The organism is Amycolatopsis sp. NPDC004079 (assembly GCF_040610415.1).
Classification (GTDB): domain Bacteria; phylum Actinomycetota; class Actinomycetes; order Mycobacteriales; family Pseudonocardiaceae; genus Amycolatopsis; species Amycolatopsis halotolerans.
Window position 1 is genome coordinate 47,251 of sequence record NZ_JBEXMH010000023.1, and the last position, 18,313, is coordinate 65,563.

17 protein-coding genes and 1 tRNA gene are annotated in these 18,313 nt (G+C 68.4%); 10 read left to right on the forward strand and 8 right to left on the reverse strand.

All coding sequences use genetic code 11. From position 1 onward, the window contains the following. Nucleotides 1-50 precede the first annotated feature (50 nt). On the forward strand, nucleotides 51-938 hold the full coding sequence (locus ABZX37_RS23635; RefSeq protein WP_354742846.1) for a carbohydrate-binding protein: 888 nt from the start codon (nucleotides 51-53) through the stop codon (nucleotides 936-938). On the opposite strand, the gene ABZX37_RS23640 is transcribed toward ABZX37_RS23635, so the two are convergent. Further along, entirely contained in the window at nucleotides 935-1,891 is a 957-nt protein-coding gene (locus tag ABZX37_RS23640; protein WP_354742848.1) for a LysR family transcriptional regulator, read from the reverse strand. The genes ABZX37_RS23635 and ABZX37_RS23640 overlap by 4 nt on opposite strands. 177 nt (nucleotides 1,892-2,068) lie before the next feature. Between ABZX37_RS23640 and ABZX37_RS23645 the strand changes: the two genes are divergently transcribed. The 7 genes from ABZX37_RS23645 to ABZX37_RS23675 all read left to right on the forward strand — a co-directional run bounded on the left by ABZX37_RS23645 (nucleotide 2,069) and on the right by ABZX37_RS23675 (nucleotide 8,470). Beyond that, nucleotides 2,069-2,620 (forward strand): hypothetical protein, encoded by a 552-nt coding sequence (locus ABZX37_RS23645; protein WP_354742850.1) that lies wholly within the window; start codon nucleotides 2,069-2,071, stop codon nucleotides 2,618-2,620. Nucleotides 2,621-2,680: 60 nt separating this feature from the next. Continuing rightward, complete coding sequence (locus tag ABZX37_RS23650; RefSeq protein WP_354742852.1) at nucleotides 2,681-3,217, forward strand: hypothetical protein; 537 nt, start codon at nucleotides 2,681-2,683, stop codon at nucleotides 3,215-3,217. Nucleotides 3,218-3,323: 106 nt separating this feature from the next. Further along, the gene (locus tag ABZX37_RS23655) at nucleotides 3,324-5,084 is read left to right on the forward strand and encodes a glycoside hydrolase family 18 protein (protein ID WP_354742854.1); all 1,761 of its coding nucleotides are present in this window, start codon (nucleotides 3,324-3,326) and stop codon (nucleotides 5,082-5,084) included. Between the two features lie 235 nt (nucleotides 5,085-5,319). Next, nucleotides 5,320-5,766, forward strand: a complete 447-nt coding sequence (locus tag ABZX37_RS23660; RefSeq protein ID WP_354742856.1) for a hypothetical protein — start codon at nucleotides 5,320-5,322, stop codon at nucleotides 5,764-5,766. After that, nucleotides 5,766-6,383 carry a DUF3558 domain-containing protein gene (locus tag ABZX37_RS23665; RefSeq protein ID WP_354742858.1) on the forward strand — a complete coding sequence of 206 codons (618 nt, stop codon included), beginning with the start codon at nucleotides 5,766-5,768 and terminating at the stop codon, nucleotides 6,381-6,383. The genes ABZX37_RS23660 and ABZX37_RS23665 overlap by 1 nt, the downstream gene beginning before the upstream one ends. 11 nt (nucleotides 6,384-6,394) lie before the next feature. Beyond that, on the forward strand, nucleotides 6,395-7,666 hold the full coding sequence (locus ABZX37_RS23670; protein ID WP_354742860.1) for a hypothetical protein: 1,272 nt from the start codon (nucleotides 6,395-6,397) through the stop codon (nucleotides 7,664-7,666). A gap of 33 nt (nucleotides 7,667-7,699) precedes the next feature. Further along, nucleotides 7,700-8,470, forward strand: a complete 771-nt coding sequence (locus ABZX37_RS23675) for an ESX secretion-associated protein EspG (protein ID WP_354742862.1) — start codon at nucleotides 7,700-7,702, stop codon at nucleotides 8,468-8,470. 30 nt (nucleotides 8,471-8,500) lie between these two features. Here the strand turns inward: ABZX37_RS23675 and ABZX37_RS23680 are convergent, their stop codons facing one another. Both ABZX37_RS23680 and ABZX37_RS23685 read right to left on the reverse strand, forming a co-directional pair. Next, a complete protein-coding gene (locus ABZX37_RS23680; RefSeq protein ID WP_354742864.1) occupies nucleotides 8,501-10,666 on the reverse strand; it encodes an EAL domain-containing protein in 2,166 nt (721 codons plus the stop codon). Between the two features lie 4 nt (nucleotides 10,667-10,670). Continuing rightward, nucleotides 10,671-11,498, reverse strand: a complete 828-nt coding sequence (locus tag ABZX37_RS23685; RefSeq protein WP_354742866.1) for an SAM-dependent methyltransferase — start codon at nucleotides 11,496-11,498, stop codon at nucleotides 10,671-10,673. A gap of 154 nt (nucleotides 11,499-11,652) precedes the next feature. On the opposite strand from ABZX37_RS23685, the gene ABZX37_RS23690 reads away from it, so the two are divergent. Both ABZX37_RS23690 and ABZX37_RS23695 read left to right on the forward strand, forming a co-directional pair. Further along, nucleotides 11,653-12,960: a cytochrome P450 gene (locus tag ABZX37_RS23690; RefSeq protein WP_354742868.1), complete on the forward strand. Its 1,308-nt coding sequence runs from the start codon at nucleotides 11,653-11,655 to the stop codon at nucleotides 12,958-12,960. Between the two features lie 29 nt (nucleotides 12,961-12,989). Then, entirely contained in the window at nucleotides 12,990-14,042 is a 1,053-nt protein-coding gene (locus ABZX37_RS23695; RefSeq protein WP_354742870.1) for an alpha/beta hydrolase, read from the forward strand. A 222-nt stretch (nucleotides 14,043-14,264) separates the two neighbouring features. Here the strand turns inward: ABZX37_RS23695 and ABZX37_RS23700 are convergent. The 5 genes from ABZX37_RS23700 to ABZX37_RS23720 all read right to left on the reverse strand — a co-directional run bounded on the left by ABZX37_RS23700 (nucleotide 14,265) and on the right by ABZX37_RS23720 (nucleotide 18,313). Then, nucleotides 14,265-14,337, reverse strand: a tRNA-Ala gene (locus ABZX37_RS23700). Nucleotides 14,338-14,409: 72 nt separating this feature from the next. After that, nucleotides 14,410-15,225 (reverse strand): gephyrin-like molybdotransferase receptor GlpR, encoded by an 816-nt coding sequence (gene glpR / locus ABZX37_RS23705; protein WP_354742872.1) that lies wholly within the window; start codon nucleotides 15,223-15,225, stop codon nucleotides 14,410-14,412. Between the two features lie 161 nt (nucleotides 15,226-15,386). After that, nucleotides 15,387-16,046, reverse strand: a complete 660-nt coding sequence (locus tag ABZX37_RS23710; RefSeq protein WP_354742874.1) for a GNAT family protein — start codon at nucleotides 16,044-16,046, stop codon at nucleotides 15,387-15,389. A 3-nt stretch (nucleotides 16,047-16,049) separates the two neighbouring features. After that, the gene (gene glp, locus ABZX37_RS23715) at nucleotides 16,050-17,411 is read right to left on the reverse strand and encodes a gephyrin-like molybdotransferase Glp (protein ID WP_354742876.1); all 1,362 of its coding nucleotides are present in this window, start codon (nucleotides 17,409-17,411) and stop codon (nucleotides 16,050-16,052) included. Next, nucleotides 17,408-18,313: a UTP--glucose-1-phosphate uridylyltransferase gene (locus tag ABZX37_RS23720; protein WP_354742878.1), complete on the reverse strand. Its 906-nt coding sequence runs from the start codon at nucleotides 18,311-18,313 to the stop codon at nucleotides 17,408-17,410. The genes glp and ABZX37_RS23720 overlap by 4 nt, the downstream gene beginning before the upstream one ends.

Below are 18,313 nucleotides of genomic sequence, written 5' to 3' on the forward strand. Positions count from 1 at the left end.
ATCCATTTCCTTCCGCGCGTTTCCTTCGCCTACGACGAGGAGATGCATCGATGCGGAAACTCTTTGCCCTGCTCACTTCCGCCCTGACGGCCGCGGCTGTCGTCGCCGGCAGCCCGCCGGTTTCCGCGGCGCCGGACAGCGGGGTGGTGCCCGGGCTGACCGGTGCCGCCGCGAAAGCCGCCGCCGGAAGCGCGGCGGACAAGTTCCTCCAGCTGCGCCGCGAAAAAGCCGGCCGCAGCGTCAAACCGCGGCTCGACGCGCAAGCGCACACCTTCTGGGGCCCCGAACCGCAGCTGTCCAGCGGCGCGGACGGAATTCTCGTGACGCACAGTATCGTCCCGGACCTCCGGCTCTCGAACAGCGCGGACGTCGTCTACGCCCCGACCGTCAAGCCCACCGGCCATTCCTGCATCGAAGTCGTCACCGCGTACGGACTCGACCAGGGCGGTCAGGTCTGGGCTTGGGACTGGTGCGGGACAGTCGGACCCGCGAAGGTCGTCCCGCTGGACAGCTCGTTCCTGTCCAACTATACGTCCGCTGTGGACGGACACCCGGCGTTCACGGTCCAGGAAGTCCAGACCGACGCGGGCGCTAACAGCTGGACGGCTTCGCTCTACAACGTGAAGACCAGCAAGTGGGACGACCTGTTCACCCAAAGCGGCAGCGACCAGAGCACCCTCAACGAGGGCTGGGACATCTTCGAGCTGTACTCGACCGTCGACCCGTCGACCGGCCAGGCGTACTACTGCTCCGACGCGAAGGGCAAGGTCTTCGAATCCAGCCAGCTGCAGTTGCGCATCGGCGGCCAGTGGACGCCCGCGACGGAATCGAACTCGCCGTTGCAGCCGACCGCCAACCCGAACCCCAGCGATTACAGCTGCTCGTCGCTGCAGTTCGAGGTGCCGACGCCGAACAGCAACTGGCGCGTCACCGTCTAAGCCCCGGTCGGCAGGAGTGCGTGCCACCAGCGGTCGAACGCGGCACTGCACCCCTGCCGGTTGGCGTAATCACCGGCCACCTTCCGAGATATCTCCCCGGCCCGATCCGCGACCGCCGTGCCCGGCCGGTAACACAACCGCAGCTCCTGCCACAGCGGCGCGTCCTCGATCGCCCGCACCACGATGCCGCCCTGCCGGTCCTCCCGAGTCGCCAACGCCGGCGCGACCGCCATCCCCTCGCGCACCAGATCCAGCAAGGTGGCCAGGCACTGCGGCCGATGCGGCTGATCAAGCACGACCCCTCGCTGCCGGCACACTTCCTGCAGATACGCCGACCACCGGGTCGTCCACGGCGGATCGTCCGCCCACGGATACGCGGCAAGCTCCTCCAGCGAGATGTCCTCGCCCGAGGCGAGCGGATGATCTTCAGCCAGAATCACGAAAACCGGCTCGCGCGCCTGGACCACGACACTCTCGACGCCGTCCGGGACGATCCGATCCGGAAGCGGCGCAAGGTAAACGAGCGCGAGGTCAAGTTCGCCGTCCGCGAGCGCCGCCACCGTACGGGCCTCGTCCTGCTCCTCATGCACCCGCACCGCGGGACACCACGGCTGATCCCGCAACCACCTCGCCAACGAGAGATGCAGAAATCCGCTGTACCCGCCGATCCGCACCGCCTCCGCCGACTCCCGCCGCGCACCGGCCCGCTCGGTCAGCGCGGACATCCCGGCCAGCACCGCGCGCGCGTCCGCGACCACGTCCTCCCCGAGCGCCGTCGGCACACATCCCGTCGGCGACCGCGCGAACAGACTTCCGCCGACCGACCGTTCGACCCGCCGCAGCAACCCGGACAACGCCGGCTGCGAAACGTGCAGCGCCTTGGCCGCGCGAACGAGACTGTGCGCGTCGGCAATGGCCACGAGCGCGCGCAGGTGGCGCAGTTCCAGCTCCATGACTCCTCCGGCCGCAACCCCTCGCCTGGTCACTGTAACGCCGAAGATCGTGAGGAATTACCGACGCGAGTCGGTACTCCGCCGCCGAATCACTCCGACAGCTGTCCCCCGCGAGAAGGAGAAACCCGAAACTCCAGGGGGAACCGCCGCTCAGCACCGGCGGCGAGGCTGAATGCCATGGACAACACCGTTTTCCGCAGCCTCCCCGGAGTCCCGCGATGGGCGAGGTGGTCGGCACACGCCGTCGCCCTGCTGAACGTCCCGTCCGGGCTCTGGCGGCTCGGCCTTGCCGTGGGCATCCCGTTCGGACTGGCCGAATCGGAGCTGACCGCCATGCAAACCCCCGGCTGGGGATCGCTCTACCTGGTCTTTCTCACCGTGCTGTCCGAAGGGCTCGGCTTCCTGGCCCTGGGCCTGATCCAGCAGTGGGGCGAAACCTGGCCACGCTGGATCCCGTTCGCGGGCGGCAAACCGGTCGACGCCGCCAAGGTCGTCATCGTCTCGTCAATCGGGGCCGTCGGCACCACGGTCTACGGCGGGCTCTACGTGTATACGACCTTCAACGCCGAGATGGCCGGCGCTGCCTGGGCGAACCCGCTGATCAACGTCATCTACCTGCCGTTGCTGGCCTGGGGGCCGCTGCTGGCCGCCGTGACGTGGCACTACCACCGCCGGACACGCAGGTCAGTACCCGTGCCCGATCAGGCACCCCTGGCCGGACTCGATTGACCTCCCCGCAGCCGAACCCGGACGCTCGAGGCCCATATCCGGCATAACCAAGGGGATTTCGTGACGGCGAAAACGTGGCTCGCAGCACCGGCGATCCTGCTGAGCCTGACCGCATGCGGCTCGACCGACGTGACCGGCTCAGCCGTCCCGCCCGCCAGCACGGCCCCCAAGCCGGCCGGTCCGCCCAGTTCCGGTGCCCCGACTTACCAGGTCGCGGTCGAACGCTGGGTCACCCAGATCCTGCAAAAGCACTACGCGAAAGCCTGCCTGTCCAGTGCGCCCGTGCTTCCACCCGGCAAAGACGCCAAGACGCTGTGCAAGAGCCCCGAGGCGCTCAAGGCCGCGGAGTCACTGCACGATGCCTGGGCCAAACCAGGCGTCCCCCTGCCGCCGCAAGGCAAAGTCACCGTCGACGAGGTCAGCGCGTCAGGAGACCAGGTCACCGTGCCCGACACCGCCGTCAAGCTCGACGGCCGCACATTGCGCAGCCTCGAACTCATCGGCTCTACCGGAAAAACGGGTTCGTTCAGTCTCACCTTCAAGGTCCAGAAACACGAGGCGGCCTGGTACGTCCAAGGCTTCGACCTCAACGCCTGATCCCGGAGGGAAAGCCGACTTTCGTCGGTCAAATAGGTCTGGACAACCTGGTGAGTGGTCTAGACAATAGCTAGCCAGGGGGTCGCATCGGACCGGAGGAACCGCAATGAAGCGTGCTCGTTTCCTCGTCGTGCTCCTGCTAGCCGCAGCCGGACTTGTCGTCGGCGGGCCGGCACAGGCGGCGAACCTGCTCGCCAACCCCGGTTTCGAAGCCGGTTCGACCTCCGGCTGGACGTGCCCGGCAGGCGCGGCCGTGAAGACGCCGGTGCACTCGGGGAGCTACGCCCTGGCCGTCACCCCCGGTGCTTCTGACCAGGGACAATGCACCCAAACCGTGTCCGTGCGCCCGAGCACGACCTACTCGGTCTCCGCGTGGGTCCAAGGCGCACCGGTGTACCTAGGCGTCACAGGCGGCTCCTCCACTTGGACGAACGCTTCGACGTACAGCCAGCTCTCGCTGTCCTTCACCACCACCGCGACCCAGACATCCGCCGAGCTGTACCTGCACGGCTGGTATGGCGCCGGCACGTACTACGCGGACGACGTAGTCCTAGACGGCCCCGGCGGAGACACCCCCGGCGCACCAGGCGTCCCGGGAACCCCGACCGTCGGCACCGTCACCGACACGTCGGTCGCCTTGAGCTGGGGCGCGGCCGCAGGCACCGTCACCGGCTACCGCGTCTACGAGGACAACACCCTGCGCGCCACCGTGACCGGAACGTCCACGACGCTCTCCGGCCTCACCGCCTGCACCTCGCACAGCTACTCGGTGACCGCCTTCAACGACAAGGCCGAGTCCGCCCACACCCCCGCGGCTTCCGCGACCACCAGCGGCTGCACCAGCGCCGGCCTGCCAAAACACGCACTGATCGGCTACGTCCACGCAAGCTTCGCGAACGGCTCCGGGTACATGAAGCTCGCCGACGTCCCGAACGCCTGGGACATCATCGACCTGGCCTTCGCCGAACCAACGTCAGTGACCTCAGGCGACGTCCGCTTCAACCGTTGCTCGACCACCGAATGCCCCGGCGTGGAAAGCGACGCGGACTTCATCGCGGCCATCCGCGCGAAGCAGGCGCAGGGCAAGAAGGTCCTGATCTCGATCGGCGGCCAAAACGGCGAAGTCCAACTGACGAGCACCGCCGCCCGCGACAACTTCGTCAACTCCGTCGCAGCGATCATCGACAAATACGGTCTGGACGGCCTTGACGTCGACTTCGAAAGCCAGTCGCTGTCCCTGAACTCAGGCGACACAGACTTCCACAACCCGACCACACCAGTGATCGTCAACCTGATCTCGGCTCTAAAGACCCTGAAAGCCCGCTATGGCACCAAATTCGTCCTGACGATGGCCCCAGAAACGTTCTTTGTCCAGGTGGGCTACCAGTTCTATGGCGGCGCAGGCGGGGGCGACGGCCGTACCGGTGCCTACCTGCCAGTCATCTACGCCATGCGCGACGACCTGACTGTGCTGCACGTCCAGGATTACAACTCCGGCCCAGTCATGGGATTGGACAACCAGTACCACACCATGGGCGGCGCGGACTTCCTGATCGCGATGACGGACATGCTCAAGTCCGGCTTCAAGGTCGCGAACACCGGCCAAACCTTCCCAGGCCTCCGCGAAGACCAGATCGCCGTCGGCCTGCCCGCCGCGGTCAGCGCAGGAAACGGCTACGTCGCCCCTGCCGAAGTCCAAACCGCCGTGACCTGCCTGGCCCATGGAACCGGCTGCGGCTCATACACCTTGCGCGGTGGACCGTCGCCTGCATTGCGAGGGTTGATGACTTGGTCGGTTAACTGGGATCGGTACTACAAGTGGGAGTTCCAGAACGCTCATCGGCCGTTCCTGGACGGTCTCGGCTGAGCACAGCCGTCACGATTACAGTTCTGCCCAGCCGCCAATATTGCGAAATGCGAAGCAACCCCACCTGGACGAGCATTCACCCGAAAGATTTAGCCGGATGCCAATAATCGACATCGGGGCCCGTTAACCCGATCGGCCCTCAAGTTCGGCGGCATATTCCGATTTCCGGCTGAATACCACCGGTCCCGCCTAGCGAAGCTATGGTTCGAGCCAGCCACGCAAGGGGAGGATGCAGATGGCTGAGCACATGACGCCGTCCGGCGGTACCGGTGCCGTCGGGACGCTCGCCGGGGCACTCGCGGGAGCGCGTTTTTTCCTCGCCGACGGCACGCCCAGAGCCGGCGGTGGTTCCTCCGGCGGCGGCGCACCTGGCTTTTACCTGAGCAAGGACGCGATGACCGCCGAACTCGACAACCTTCAGAACCTGCGGACGCGCATCGATTCCCAGATCGAAAAGGCCGTCCCGATGTGGACCATCACCCCGCCGGGGAAGGACCCTGCCTCGCTGCGGAACACCGACGCCAGCAACAACTCCGGTAACTACTACCGCGGCCACCTGATGCGGCAAAGCGCATACCTCGGCTCGATCATCCAGAAGATGAAAGACGCGCTGGGCATCCACGACGCACACGACCAGCAGGCCGGCCGGGACATCGGCAAGCAGGGCGAGGGACGCTTCTGATGCGTTCGATCCGTTTCCGCGTTCCCTTGCTCGCGCTGCTGCTCGCCGCCGGACTGGCCGCCTGCGGCGGCAACGGGGGGAAACCCGATCCCTTGCCCAGTACCGGATCTCCGAGCAGCGACGCACAGCGGCCTTCGTCAGAGGTTCCCAAGGTCGCGAGTCCGCTGCCGGCTTCTCTCGTCCAGGGCGATCCCTGCAAGGTGCTGACCGACGCACAGGTGAAGACGTTGTTCTCCGGTGTATCGCCTGAGGTGCAGCCGTCGCAGGACACGGGAGTCGCCAAACAATGCCGGTGGTCGAATCCGAGCCGCGGCTCAGGCATCGGCGTGCAACTCGTGTACGCGTGGAAGGACGGTCTCGGCCACGTTTACGCGAAGAAGAACGAAGGCTTCTTCGAAGAACTCGCACCCGTGCAGGGCTACCCCGTGGTGGCTTACGGGCCGACCGACGACCGCCCAACCGGCCGATGCAGCGTCGCGATCGGCATCGCTGACGACGCCGCTTTCGAGGTAGATGTGAAACTGGCCGACTCTCAAGCGGGGAAGGGCGCCGATCCCTGCCAGGACGCCCAGCACGTCGCCGACCTGGCCGTCACCACGTTGAAGGGCGGCGCGTGAGCATGTCGTCCTTGACCGACTCGTACCTGGCGGTCCTGAAGCAGATGCAGGCCGAAGGCCTCATCATCCTGCCCGGCGAACTCGTGCGACGGGTGAAAGCGGGCCCCGGACCGGACAGTCTCGGGCGGGCGCAGCACACCGCGTCACTCCAGTCCGCCGAGCAGCACGGCATCGAATCCGACACTCTGACAACAGTCGGCCGTCTGGAAAGCGCCTGGTCAGGGCAGAGCGGAGACGCGGCCAGGGGATCGTTGCGCCCGCTGGCGGATGTCGCGGCGTCCGCGTCGGTGGCGCTGCACGACAGCCAGGCCACGCTCGCTGACCAGTCGCATGCGTTCACCTCGGCTCGAGATTCGCTGCAGGACGTCTCCGACGACCCACCCAGCCGGTCGGCGTGGGACGTCCTCACGCCTTGGGACACCGACAACGAGAAGAAGATCAACGCGCGCAACGCGGCCGTCGAACAGAACAACGCCGTGTATCAGGGATTCACCGGAACCAGCGACGGCCACGCCCGGAAAATGCCCATCGACTACGGACAGGTCCCCGATTCCTCGGACGGCACCTACAACCTGGCACCGGCCAAGGACCCCGGCCAGAGCGGCACACAGGAGCACCACCGGCAGCAGGTCGCCACGCCCCTCCACAACCCCGACGCCTACCGTCCGGCCGATCAGCCCGGTCCAGCAGCCGGGGCCCCGCCGGGACTGAGCACCATGCCTCTTTGGCACAGCGCCATTCCCGGCGACAGTCACCCTCCGGCCTATCCGCCCCCGGTCTCGCACGGCGACGACAGCACCGGCACTTCCGGCTACGTCCCGCCCGGCTCCCCCGGCATGGACCGCACCCCGGTGCAGTTCGGGCCCAGCGGCTCTACTTCCGGCTACGCTCCCGGCGGTTCCAGCGGCTACCCCAATCCCGGCCAGCTCACCGGCATGCCCGGGTCCTTCGGACCCATCGGCGGAACGGGAACACCCAGCGCTGGCGTCAGCCGTCCCGACACCTCCGCGCGCGGCGGCCGACCTAGCGGCCCCGGCGAGGCAGGGAAGTCGACCGGAGCCAACCGGTTCGGCGAGCCGGAGCGCGGGATGCGCGGAGGATCGAGCACCGGTGCGCCCGGAGCTAAAGGAACCAACGGCATGCCCATGGCAGGCGGCGCGGGAAAAGGCGGCAAAGGCGAAGAGGACGAAGAGAAGAAAGCCGCGTCCTACTTGCAGGAAGCCGACCCGAACTCGTTGTTCGGCTACGACGGCAGAGCGACGCCGCCGGTCATCGGCGAATAGACAGCATCGAACGGCAGTGGGGGGAACAACGTGATGCTGCTCGACGCCCCGGTGACCGTCCCGCGCCTGGCGGTCGCGAAAGCCTGGGAATGGGAACAGATCGGCCCGGCACATCCGGTTCTGGGCGTCGTCGACGTGTGGGTCGAAAAAGACGCCGCCATGCGCTTGGATGCCCTGACCCGTCAGGTTCTGGCCGAGCCCGGCTTCTTCGACTTGCGTGCCGACAGGATCACCGCGGAGTTCCGCGACCTGATGCTGGCGGTCGCCAACGCCGAGGCGGAATGCTACGGCTGGTCCAGCAGCGGAGACCGGGACCGCGCGACGCTCGCGGTCCGCGCCGGCCGCAACGCCGTCCTCGTCATCGTTGAGGACGAACTGCTGACTTTGACGACGATCGGCGCGAACCAGCTGATCCGCGCGGTCGTCGAACAACTGCCGGATTTCCCAGCCGCCACGATCACCGAATTCACCGTCCCCAAAGCCGAATACGACCAGGGCCGGGTCAGCGACTCGTACACATTGGACACCAGCAGCGACTACACCCGCACTTCCCCCGAGGACCGGCTCCGCACCTTGATGGAGTCGCGAAGGGCCGCCAGCCACCAGTTGTTCGTCGCCGCCCGGCCCGGCGGCGCCCGGAGCGCCAGCATGCCGTTGACCGCCTTGGACAGCCTCGACCACGGCAGAGTCCTCACCTACCTGCTGGACGGACCGCACGGCGACGTCGCCATCGCCTGCGGCCCCGGTACCGCCGATTACCTCACCAGCGCCCTCGAAAACACCCTCGGTTCGCTCCGCGGCTGATCAGGCAGAGAATCGCTCTTAGGCCACTGCCTAGTCTTTCCGCCAACCAGGGTCCCCGAAAGCGTCCGCCAGCTCATCCGCACGGCAAGACTCCCCGCAATGCGCACCCAGCGCCAGCTCAGCCCCGGCGTCCCGCCAGAACCGCGCCTGCTCGGCGGTGGTCAAACCGTCCACGATGACCTCCGCCCCGACCCGGTGCGCCAAGCTCGGCAGCTCCCGGAACAGGTCGACCACCGGCGAGTCCGGCGCGACCCCGTCCAGCAGCCCGCAGTCCAGCCGCACGCCGTACACCGGCAGGTCGACCAGCGCGGCCAGCGCGCCGTCGCCCAGCCCGCTGACGCTGATCACCGGCCGCACTCCCAGGCCGGACAGCTCCCGCAGGTTGTCCCTGGACTCGCCGAGGTCGGCGGCCAGGGCCAGCATGGGCAGTTCGACCAGCAGCCGCTCGGCCGGGAAGCGCGTCTCCTCCAGCACGCCGACCACCCGGGTGAGCAGATCCGTATCGGCCGCCTGGTGCGGGCTCAGACTGACCAGCAGTCGCAGGTCGCGGTCGAGCCGTTGCCGCCACCAGCCGACCTGTTCGCAGGCGGTGTTCAGCAGCCATTCGCCGATCGGCAGCGTCAGCCCGGTGGTCTCGGCCAGGCTGCGGCAGCGCTCGTCGGACAGCGCGCCCGCGCCGGGCGGATCCCAGCTGAGCAGCACTTCCACCCCGTGCACCGCGCCGTCGCCCAGCCGCATCAGCGGCCGGTACCGCTCCTGGACATCCCCGTGTTCGAAGGCGCCCGGCATGACCGCGGCCAGCTCGTCGGTCTTGCGGTCCATCCGGTTCTGCTCGGGATGCGACAGCTCCCACTGCCCGTGCCCGTTGGCTTTGGCCCGGCGCAGTGCCTGGTGGGACTCGCGCAGCAGATCGGCGGCGTCGCGGCCGTCGGCGGTCCGGCTGACCACGCCGACGCTGATCGACAGGGCCAGCCCGTGTCCGTCCACATAGGTCGGTTCGGCCAGCTCCTGGCGCAGCTCGCGCACCAAGCACCCCGGCGGCGGGGTGTCCGGCGCGTTCTCCACCAGCACCGCGAACTCCGCGTCCCCGAACCGCGAGAGAAGGGCTTTCTCCTTTGCCAGCACGGACTTCAGCCGCCGCGCCACGGTGACCAGCAGCTGTTCGGCCGCGCGCTCGCCGAGGCCGTTGCGCACCACCGCGAAAGCGTCCAGCTCCAGCCGCAGGAGCGTCACGCCCAGCTCCGGGTCGGCCTCGCCCAGCGCAGTCTCCATCCGCGTGCTGAAACACTGCCGGTTGGGCAGGCCGGTGAGCACGTCGTGCAGGGCCTGCCGGCTGATTTCGTTCTGCAGCAGGAACAACTCGGTGCCGTCCTCGACCACGGTGACGAAGTGGCTGGGCTCGTCCCCGGCACCGTGCAGCAGAGAGGCGGTCAACGACACCGAAACCGCCTCGCCGTCGTGGTGCAGCAGCCGCTGCGACTGCTTGATCCGCTCGACCTTGCCCGCCAGCAGCGCGCGGTAGTCCTCGCGCAGAACGGGCACGTAGTCGGGATGTACCAGCTCGAACAGGTCGCATCCGGTCAGCTCGTCCGGAGCGCGCCCGAGCATCACGCCCGCCGCGGCGTTCACGGTGACCAGCCTGCCGTCGAGATCGGCGACCAGGATGCCGCTCGCCGACGACGTAGCGACCTCGTCGAATCGCGCCTGTGCGGTCCGCAGCTCGTACTTGGCGTCCCGCACGGCCTTGAGCAGAGACAGTTTCAGGTTCTCCTGCTGGGCCAAGGTGGCACGCTGCGCGGCCGCCGCCACGCTCGCGGCCAGCGCGCCGAGCACGCCCACGACACGTTCGGCGATCTTTTCGACGGGCTGGAACTCGGGCAGCGCGAGCAGGCCCTTGCCCAATACGCCCATCGTGGCAGTGAGCGCCTGCCCGCCCGCGCAATTCAACTCGACCAGCCGAGTGCCCGCGGCCTCCAGCGAACCGGTACTGCCTGGCGGGTTCCCGGGCCCGCTCTCGTGCACCTCGGTGCACAAGTCGTCCAGCAGCGCGGCCAGCTCGGTCTCGAAACTGTTGTGCGCCAGCGGAACGTAGCCGGTCCCGCCCAGCAAGTAGGCCCACTTGCGCGCGAGCAGGACGCGTTCGCGGCGCCCGTCTTCGGACGGCTCCGGGAGCAAGGATCTGCCGGGCTCGGTCACGGGCTCACGACTTCCGCGCCACGCCTGCGTAGATCAGTTCGTTCCACACCGGGTCCTCGGCGATGTCGGTGGGTCCGGCCGGTCGCCAGTTGCCACAGCCCACCAGGCCCGGCTCGACCAGCGCCAAGTCCCCGAGCAGGCCCAAGACCTGGTCGTGGGGACGATCGTACGGCACCTCGCCGCGCCGATCGGCCAACCGGCCGGTGGCCTCGGCGATCACGTCCGGGTGCGCGTCGGACGTGAGGTGGGTGAAGGCGACCAAGCTGCCCGGGACCAGGGGTTCCTGATAGGCGCGCACCACCCCGGCCGGGTCGTCCTCGTCCGGGATCCAGTGCAACAGCATGATGCACAGCAGGCCCACCGGCTCGGAGAAGTCGATCAGCCGCCGGACCTCCGAGCTGTCCAGCACCCCGGCCACGTCCCGCACGTCCGTGTGCAGGACCGCGGTGCGGTCGTTGCCCGCTAGCAGCAGTTCGCTGTGCGCGACCGCCACCGCGTCCTTGTCGACGTAGACCACCCGGGCCTCGGGGTCCTCCAGCTGGGCGATCTCGTGCACATTGCCCACGGTGGGGATGCCCGCGCCCAAGTCGAGGAACTGACGGATGCCCCGCGCGAGCATGAAGCGCACCGCGCGGCCGAGGAACGCGCGGTTGAGCCGCGCCGACTGCCGGACCCAGGGCAAGGTCCGCTCGATGTAGTCCGCGGTGGTGCGGTCCGTCTCGAAGTTGTGTCTGCCGCCGAGCCAGTAATCGTACACTCGGGCGATATTCGGTGAACTCGTGTCTATTCCGGCCGGGACCCAGTCCCGTGTACCCACCATCGGCCACCTCATCGATTTGGGAGCCGGAACAGCATACTCACCCCGGCGGCGATGCCTTAATCCGTCAATCGTGGGTGGGGTGCTACCCATTCGGGCGCTGCCGGCGCGGCTGAATGGCGCGTAACGTAGCGGCCTTCCCGATTCCCCCTCATGCCAAGGAGTTCTCGTGTCGGTCCGGGCGGCACCCGGACGGTGGCCCCTGCTGGGACACACACCCGCACTGGTCCGCCGTCCCATCCCATTCACCGCCGGGCTGCGGGAACACGGCGATGTGGTCACGCTGTTTCTGGGTCGGCTCCACACCTATTTCGTCACGAATCCGGAAATTATTCACCGCGTATTAGTCACGAACGGCGCGAATTTCGGAAGCGGGTTCATGTTCCGCAAATTCCGCCCGTACGTGGGCAACGGCCTGGCCCTGTCCGACGAGCCCTTCCACCGCAGGCAGCGCAAGCTGATGCTGCCCGCCTTCGGTCAGCAGCACCTGCGCCGCTACGCCGAGAACTGGGTCCGGGCGACCACCGCGCTGGCCGAGTCCTGGCGGCCGGGCGAGGTGCGACAGATCGACGCGGACATGCAGGCCCTGGCCATGACCAACGTGGGCGAGGCGCTGTTCGGCACCGAACTGGGCGAGGAGGCGATCCGCGAGGCCCGCCGCTCGATCCCGCTGATCATTCAGCTGGGCATGTACCGGGTGCTCTCCCCGGGCTTCGCGGAGAAACTGCCGTTCAACCGCCGCTTCGACCAGGCCATCGCGCGCATGAAGGCCGTAGTGCAGGAGCTGATGGCGAGCCGCGACGCCGACACCGACCACGGTGACCTGCTGTCCACGCTGCTGCTGGCCAGGGACGCCGAGACCGGGGAGCGGATGACCCGGGAGCAGGTGCACGACGAGGTGATGACCCTGCTCACCGCGGGCACCGAGACCACTGCGCTGATCCTGGCCTGGACCTGCCACGAACTGGGGCGCGATCCCGCCCTGGCCGAACGGGTGCGGGCCGAGGCGGACCAGGTGCTGGGCGGGCGCCCGGCGACCTTCGACGACTTGCCCGCGCTGGTCTGCACCGGGCACGTGGTCAGCGAGGTGCTGCGGATGTACGCCCTGTGGATCCTGATGCGCCGGACCGAACAGGAGATCGACCTCGGCCCGGTGCGGCTGCGGCCCGGCGACGAGGTGATGTTCAGCCCGCTCACCATGCACACCGACCCCCGGTACTGGGATCACCCGGAAGTATTCGATCCGGACCGCTGGTCCACCGAGCGGGTGCGGTCGTTGCCGCCGGGGGTGTTCATTCCGTTCGGCAACGGGATCCGGCAGTGCATCGGCCGCCTGTTCGCGCAAGCCGAGGTGGTCCTCGGGGTGGCCACGATTTTCGCGCGGTGGCGCCTAGAACCCACCGGCCCGGTCCGGGTCCGGTACACCACCATCGCCTACCCACGTGGCATGCCGATGACGGTACGTCCGAGGAATTAGTCGCTCTCACAACGGAATATGGAGTTTTTGTGCGTTTGCTCTTGCGCCGCGCCGCCGTCGCGGCGGCGGCTCTGCTGTGCGCCGGTACGGTGCTCGCCCCAGCACAGGCGTCCGCCGACGAGGCGGTCTGCCAGGATCTGACCATCCCCGTGTCACTGGTGGACCTACCACCGCTCGGGCTCAACGACCAGACCATGTACGGCAGGCTGTGCGTCCCGCCGGGCGGCAGCCACACCCTGCAGGTGCTGGTGCCCGGCGGTACCTACAACTCGACCTACTACGACCCGCCCGGCCTTCCGGACACCCAATCGTTCCGCAAGGCGGTGAACAACGCCGGATACGCCACCCTTGCGGTGGACCGGGTCGGTTCAGGGCGCAGCTCCAAGCCGCCGAGCGCGCTGCTGACCGCGAGCAGCCAGGCCAACGCGGTGCACCACGCCATCCAGGCGATGCGGACGGGCACTGTGGGACCTCGATTCGACAAGATCGTCCTCGTCGGGCACTCGCTCGGATCGGCCACCACGATCATCGAGGCGGCCACCTTCCACGACGTGGACGGCGTGGTGGTCACCGGGTTCACCCACCGGCTCGCCCCGCTGACGGTGTCGCCCACGGTGGCCGCGGTGATCCCCGCGGCGCTGGACGAGAAGATGTCCAAGGTCGTCGGGCTGGACCCGGGGTACCTGACCACGGCGAACGGCACGCGATACGCCGCTTTCCACAATCCTGGGCCGTTCAACCAGCAGGTCATCGACGAGGACGAGGCGAACAAAGACCTGGTCACGGCCGGTGAGCTCGTGGACGCCGCCCTGCTCGGCATTGTGCTGCCCTACAGCAGGCAGATCAACGTGCCGGTGCTGGTGGCCATGGGCGAGGAGGACGGCGTGTTCTGCGGCCCGCTGGCCAGCGACTGCTCCAGCGCGGAAAGCCTGCGGCAAGGCGAGGCCGCGTACTACTCGCCCGAAGCGAACCTGCGCACGTTCGTGCTGCCAGGCTATGGGCACTCGATCAACTACGCGTCCAATGCACCACTGCTGCACGACGCGGTGACCAGCTGGACGAACGAAATGGTCGGCCAGTAACGCATTCTGTTTGAGCATTGCCCGTCCGGCTCCGCATGACCGGAGCCGGACGGGCAGAAGGCTCGCACGACATTCTGGAACTTGGCGGAACTGCTGCGTTCTATCGCCTGCCGCTGCCCGCGTCCTGATCGGCGTCGTCACCTGGGGTCGCTGCTGTACTTTGCTGCTGTACAACACGAAAAAGGCCCTTCCCGGATGCCGGAAAGGGCCTTTGATTCACTGTGGAGCTGAGGGGAATCGAACCCCTGACCTTCTCGATGCGAACGAGACGCGCTACCAACTGCGCTACAGCCCCTAGGAGCGTGAGCCCCTGTTGTTCAGTGCTTGGAAAGCTTAGCAGCGCCCTCCAGGCACCGAACAGCGGGGGTCACTCTCCGACGGCCCGGCGGTAGGGGCCCGCGGTGGGCTCGGCGAGTTCCTCGAATGCGGGGTCCTCGTCGTCCAGGTCGACCACGACGGCCTGGCGGCGAATGCGGGACATCGGGGACGGCTTGCGCTCCACGATGTCGCGCGGCACCTCGGGTTCGACGACCTCGACGTCCTCCTCTTCCTCCTCGAAAGAGTCGTACGCCTCGGGAGAAGGAGCAGGGGCCGTCGTCGAGTAGCGGGCCATCCGACGCTGCCGGATTTCGTTCTCGATGCGGACCTGACGGCGGAGGTACACGAGGTAGCCGACGAGGGCGATGTCGACCGCGGCGTGTGCCCACCACGCAAGGGAGAGCGCGAATCCGGCGATCACAGCCGTCACGACGGCGGCGATCAGCAGGATCACGACTATCCGCTGACGGAAAGCGTACTTGGCCTTGGCAGCGATCTCCGCCGCTTCCGGGTCGAAGCCACCTCGGCCGGGCCGGTAGCTGCGGCGTTCGCGGCGCGGCGCGGCGGCACGTTCGGCGCGCGCGGGCTGCGGGAGCGGCTCCGGCTCGGGTTCGGGCTCCTCGTCCAGGTCAGCGTCGAGTTCCGCCTCGAGTTCGGCGAGATCGTCCTCCACCGAAGGCTTCGCATTGTCGGACACGGCGTCGTCCTCCTGTCCCTCGTTGCGAGCACTGCCCCTTCGCACTACCCGGGCGGCCAGCGCGGAGGTTGGCGTCCGCGCGACTTGCTGGCGTTTGCGAGCCACCATGGGCACGAGAACGACGAGCCATGCCGCGGCGAGCGCGACGATGATCACCGAACTGGGCATCTCCCGTCACCTCCCCCGATCCTCTGCTGTAGTCACGCTAGCCACAACAGTCACACAGGAGGCGCAGACTCGCCGGGTTCGATCACGAAAATGCATCACCGCATTAGGTGAATCTCACAGGATGTGGTAACGCGTGATCATGCTGGGACGCGTAGTCACCGTCAGGCCAGGTCGGCGCGCCCGGAGGCCACCAGTCGGGACACCAGGCCGTCGCCGGTCTCTTCTTTCGTCACGGCGAAACACAGGTGGTCACGCCATGCGCCAGCGACGTCGAGGTACCGCTCGAACAGCCCTTCCTGCCGATATCCGGCCTTCGTGAGCACGCGGATGCTGGCGTTGTTCTCCGGGCGCACGGTCGCTTCCAGCCGGTGCAGGCCGGCGACATCGAAAGCGTGATCTGTCACGAGCGCGACGGCCGCCGTGGCCACGCCTCCCCGGACGATCTCGGACGACACCCAGTACCCGATCCAGGCCGACCGGAGTGCGGCTCGGATCACGTTACCGACAGTGATCTGCCCGGCGAACTTTCCGTCCACCGTGATCGTGAACGGCAGGCACTGGCCCCGCCGCGCCAGCCCGCGCAGCGCCGCCCACTGCGACGGCCACGACCAGAACGCGTTGCGGTCGGCCCACGGCCCGATGCCGGTCGGCTCCCACTCCTCGAGGTGCTCGCGGTCGCGCAGCCGGACGCGGCTCCACTCGCTCGCGTCGCGCAGCCGCGCCGGGCGCACGGCGAGCACGCCTGCCGGGACCCGCAGCGGGCCGAGCGTGGCGGGCCAGCCCGGGTGCCGGTTTTCGACCGAGTCGGCGAGTGCGGCCACGGATCAGGCGCGTTGGGCGAGGAAGGTGACCTTGACCTGGTCGCCCGCGGCCACCTCGGTGAGATCCTCTTCGACGGTGATGAGGCAGTTGGCCTCGGCCAGCGACGCGAGCAGGTGCGCGCCCGACGTGCCGAGCGGCTGCACCAGGTACTCGCCGTTCGCTTCGTCGCGCAGCAGCTGGCCGCGCAGGTAACCGCGACGGCCCTTCGTCGAGGTGATCGACGACAGCAGCCGCGCCCCGACCACCCGGCGGTGCGGGTTGCGGGTGCCGCGGGCGGTGCGGATCAGCGGCCGCACCAGCACCTCGAACACCACGAGCGCGCTCATCGGATTGCCCGGGATGAGGAACGTCGGCACCGAATCCGGGCCGAGCCTGCCGAAGCCCTGCACCGAACCGGGGTGCATCGCGACCCTGGTCAGGTCGATGTGCCCGAGGTCGGACAGCGCGGCGTGCACCTCGTCGCCGGAAGACCCGCCGGCCCCGCCCGCGACGACCACGATCTCGGACATCAGCAGCCGTCCTTCGACGACCTCGCGCAGCCGCTTCGGGTCGCCCGGCACGATGCCGACCCGGCTCACCTCGGCGCCGGCGTCGCGCGCGGCCGCGGCCAGCGCGTACGAGTTGACGTCGTAGACCTGGCCGACCGACGGCGTGCGGTCGATGTCCACCAGCTCGTCGCCGACCGACACGATCGACACCCGAGGCCGCGGGTAGACCAGCACCTTCGCACGGCCGACCGCGGCCAGCAGCCCGACCTGCGCGGAGCCGATGGTGTCGCCCTTGCGCACCGCGACATCGCCGATCTGCACGTCCTCGCCGGCCCGGCGCACGTAGCCGGCGGACGGCACGGACCTGGTCACGGTGACCTTGGCCTGGTGGCCGTCGGTGTAAGCGGTCGGGACCACGGCGTCGGCGAGCGTGGGCAGCGGCGCGCCGGTGTCGACGCGTACCGCCTGGCCCGGCTGCAACCGGCGCGGCTGACGCGAGCCAGCCGGGATTTCGCCGACGACCGGCAGCTGGACCGGTTCCTGTCCGGCGGTGCGCACGTCGACGCTCCGCACCGCGTATCCGTCCACCGCGGCCTGGTCGAACCCGGGCAGCGCGTGCTCGGCGACCACTTCCTCCGCGCAGAGCAGGCCCTGCGCTTCGGAGATAGCGACGCGAACCGGCCGCGGGCGCACGGCGGCGTCGAGAGTCAGCGCGATCTGCTCGTCGACCGAGCGGAAGTCTCCGGATTCAGCGGATTCTTCCGTCGGGACAAGGATTTCCGCCGTTTCCGCCGCTGCGACGGCCTGCACCGCCGGTTCGGTCGCCGCGCCTTCTTCGGTCGGGGTGGCGGGGGTGGAATCGAGGGAGTCCGTCATGGGCGATCGTTTCCGATCCGTTCGGTCAGCCAGGCGCGCAGCGACGGCCCGTAATCCGGGTCCTCGAGCGCGAAATCGACAGCGGCGCGGAGGAATCCGCCCGGGTTGCCCAGGTCGTGCCGCCCGCCGCGGTGGACGACGATGTGCACGGGGTGCCCTTCCTGGATCAGGAGCGCGACGGCGTCGGTGAGCTGCAGCTCGCCGCCCGCGCCGGGCTCGATCCGGCGCAGCGCGTCGAAAATCGCCCGGTCGAGCAGGTACCGCCCGGCCGCGGCGTAGGTCGACGGCGCGTCCTCCGGCTTGGGCTTCTCGACCATGCCGTGGACCTGCTTGACGTCCGGGTCGTCGGTGTCGGTGACGTCGAAGACGCCGTACGGGGAGATCTGCTCCTTCGGGATGTCGAAGGCGCACAGCACGCTTCCGCCGTGCTGGGCGCGGACGGCCGACATCCGGTCGAGGACCCCGGCGGGCAACACGAGGTCGTCGGGCAGGAGCACGGCGACGGCGGTGTCCTCGTCGGTCAGGTTCGGCTCGGCCTGCGCGACCGCGTGCCCGAGCCCGAGTGCCTGTTCCTGGATCGCGACCTCGACGTCCAGCAGTTCCGGCGCACGGCGGACCTTCGCCAGCAGCTCAGTCTTGCCCTTTTCCTCGAGCGTCTTCTCCAGGTCCGGTTTCGCCTCGAAGTACCGGACTACGGATTCCTTGCCCGGCGAGGTGACGATCACCAGCCGCTTCGCCCCCGCACTCGCCGCCTCGGTCGCGACGATCTCGATCCCCGGCGTGTCGACCACCGGCAGCAGCTCTTTGGGCACCGCTTTCGTGGTCGGCAGGAATCGCGTGCCGAGGCCTGCGGCAGGCACGATGGCGGTTCTGAAGGTCTGGGTGGTTGAGGCGCCCGTCAT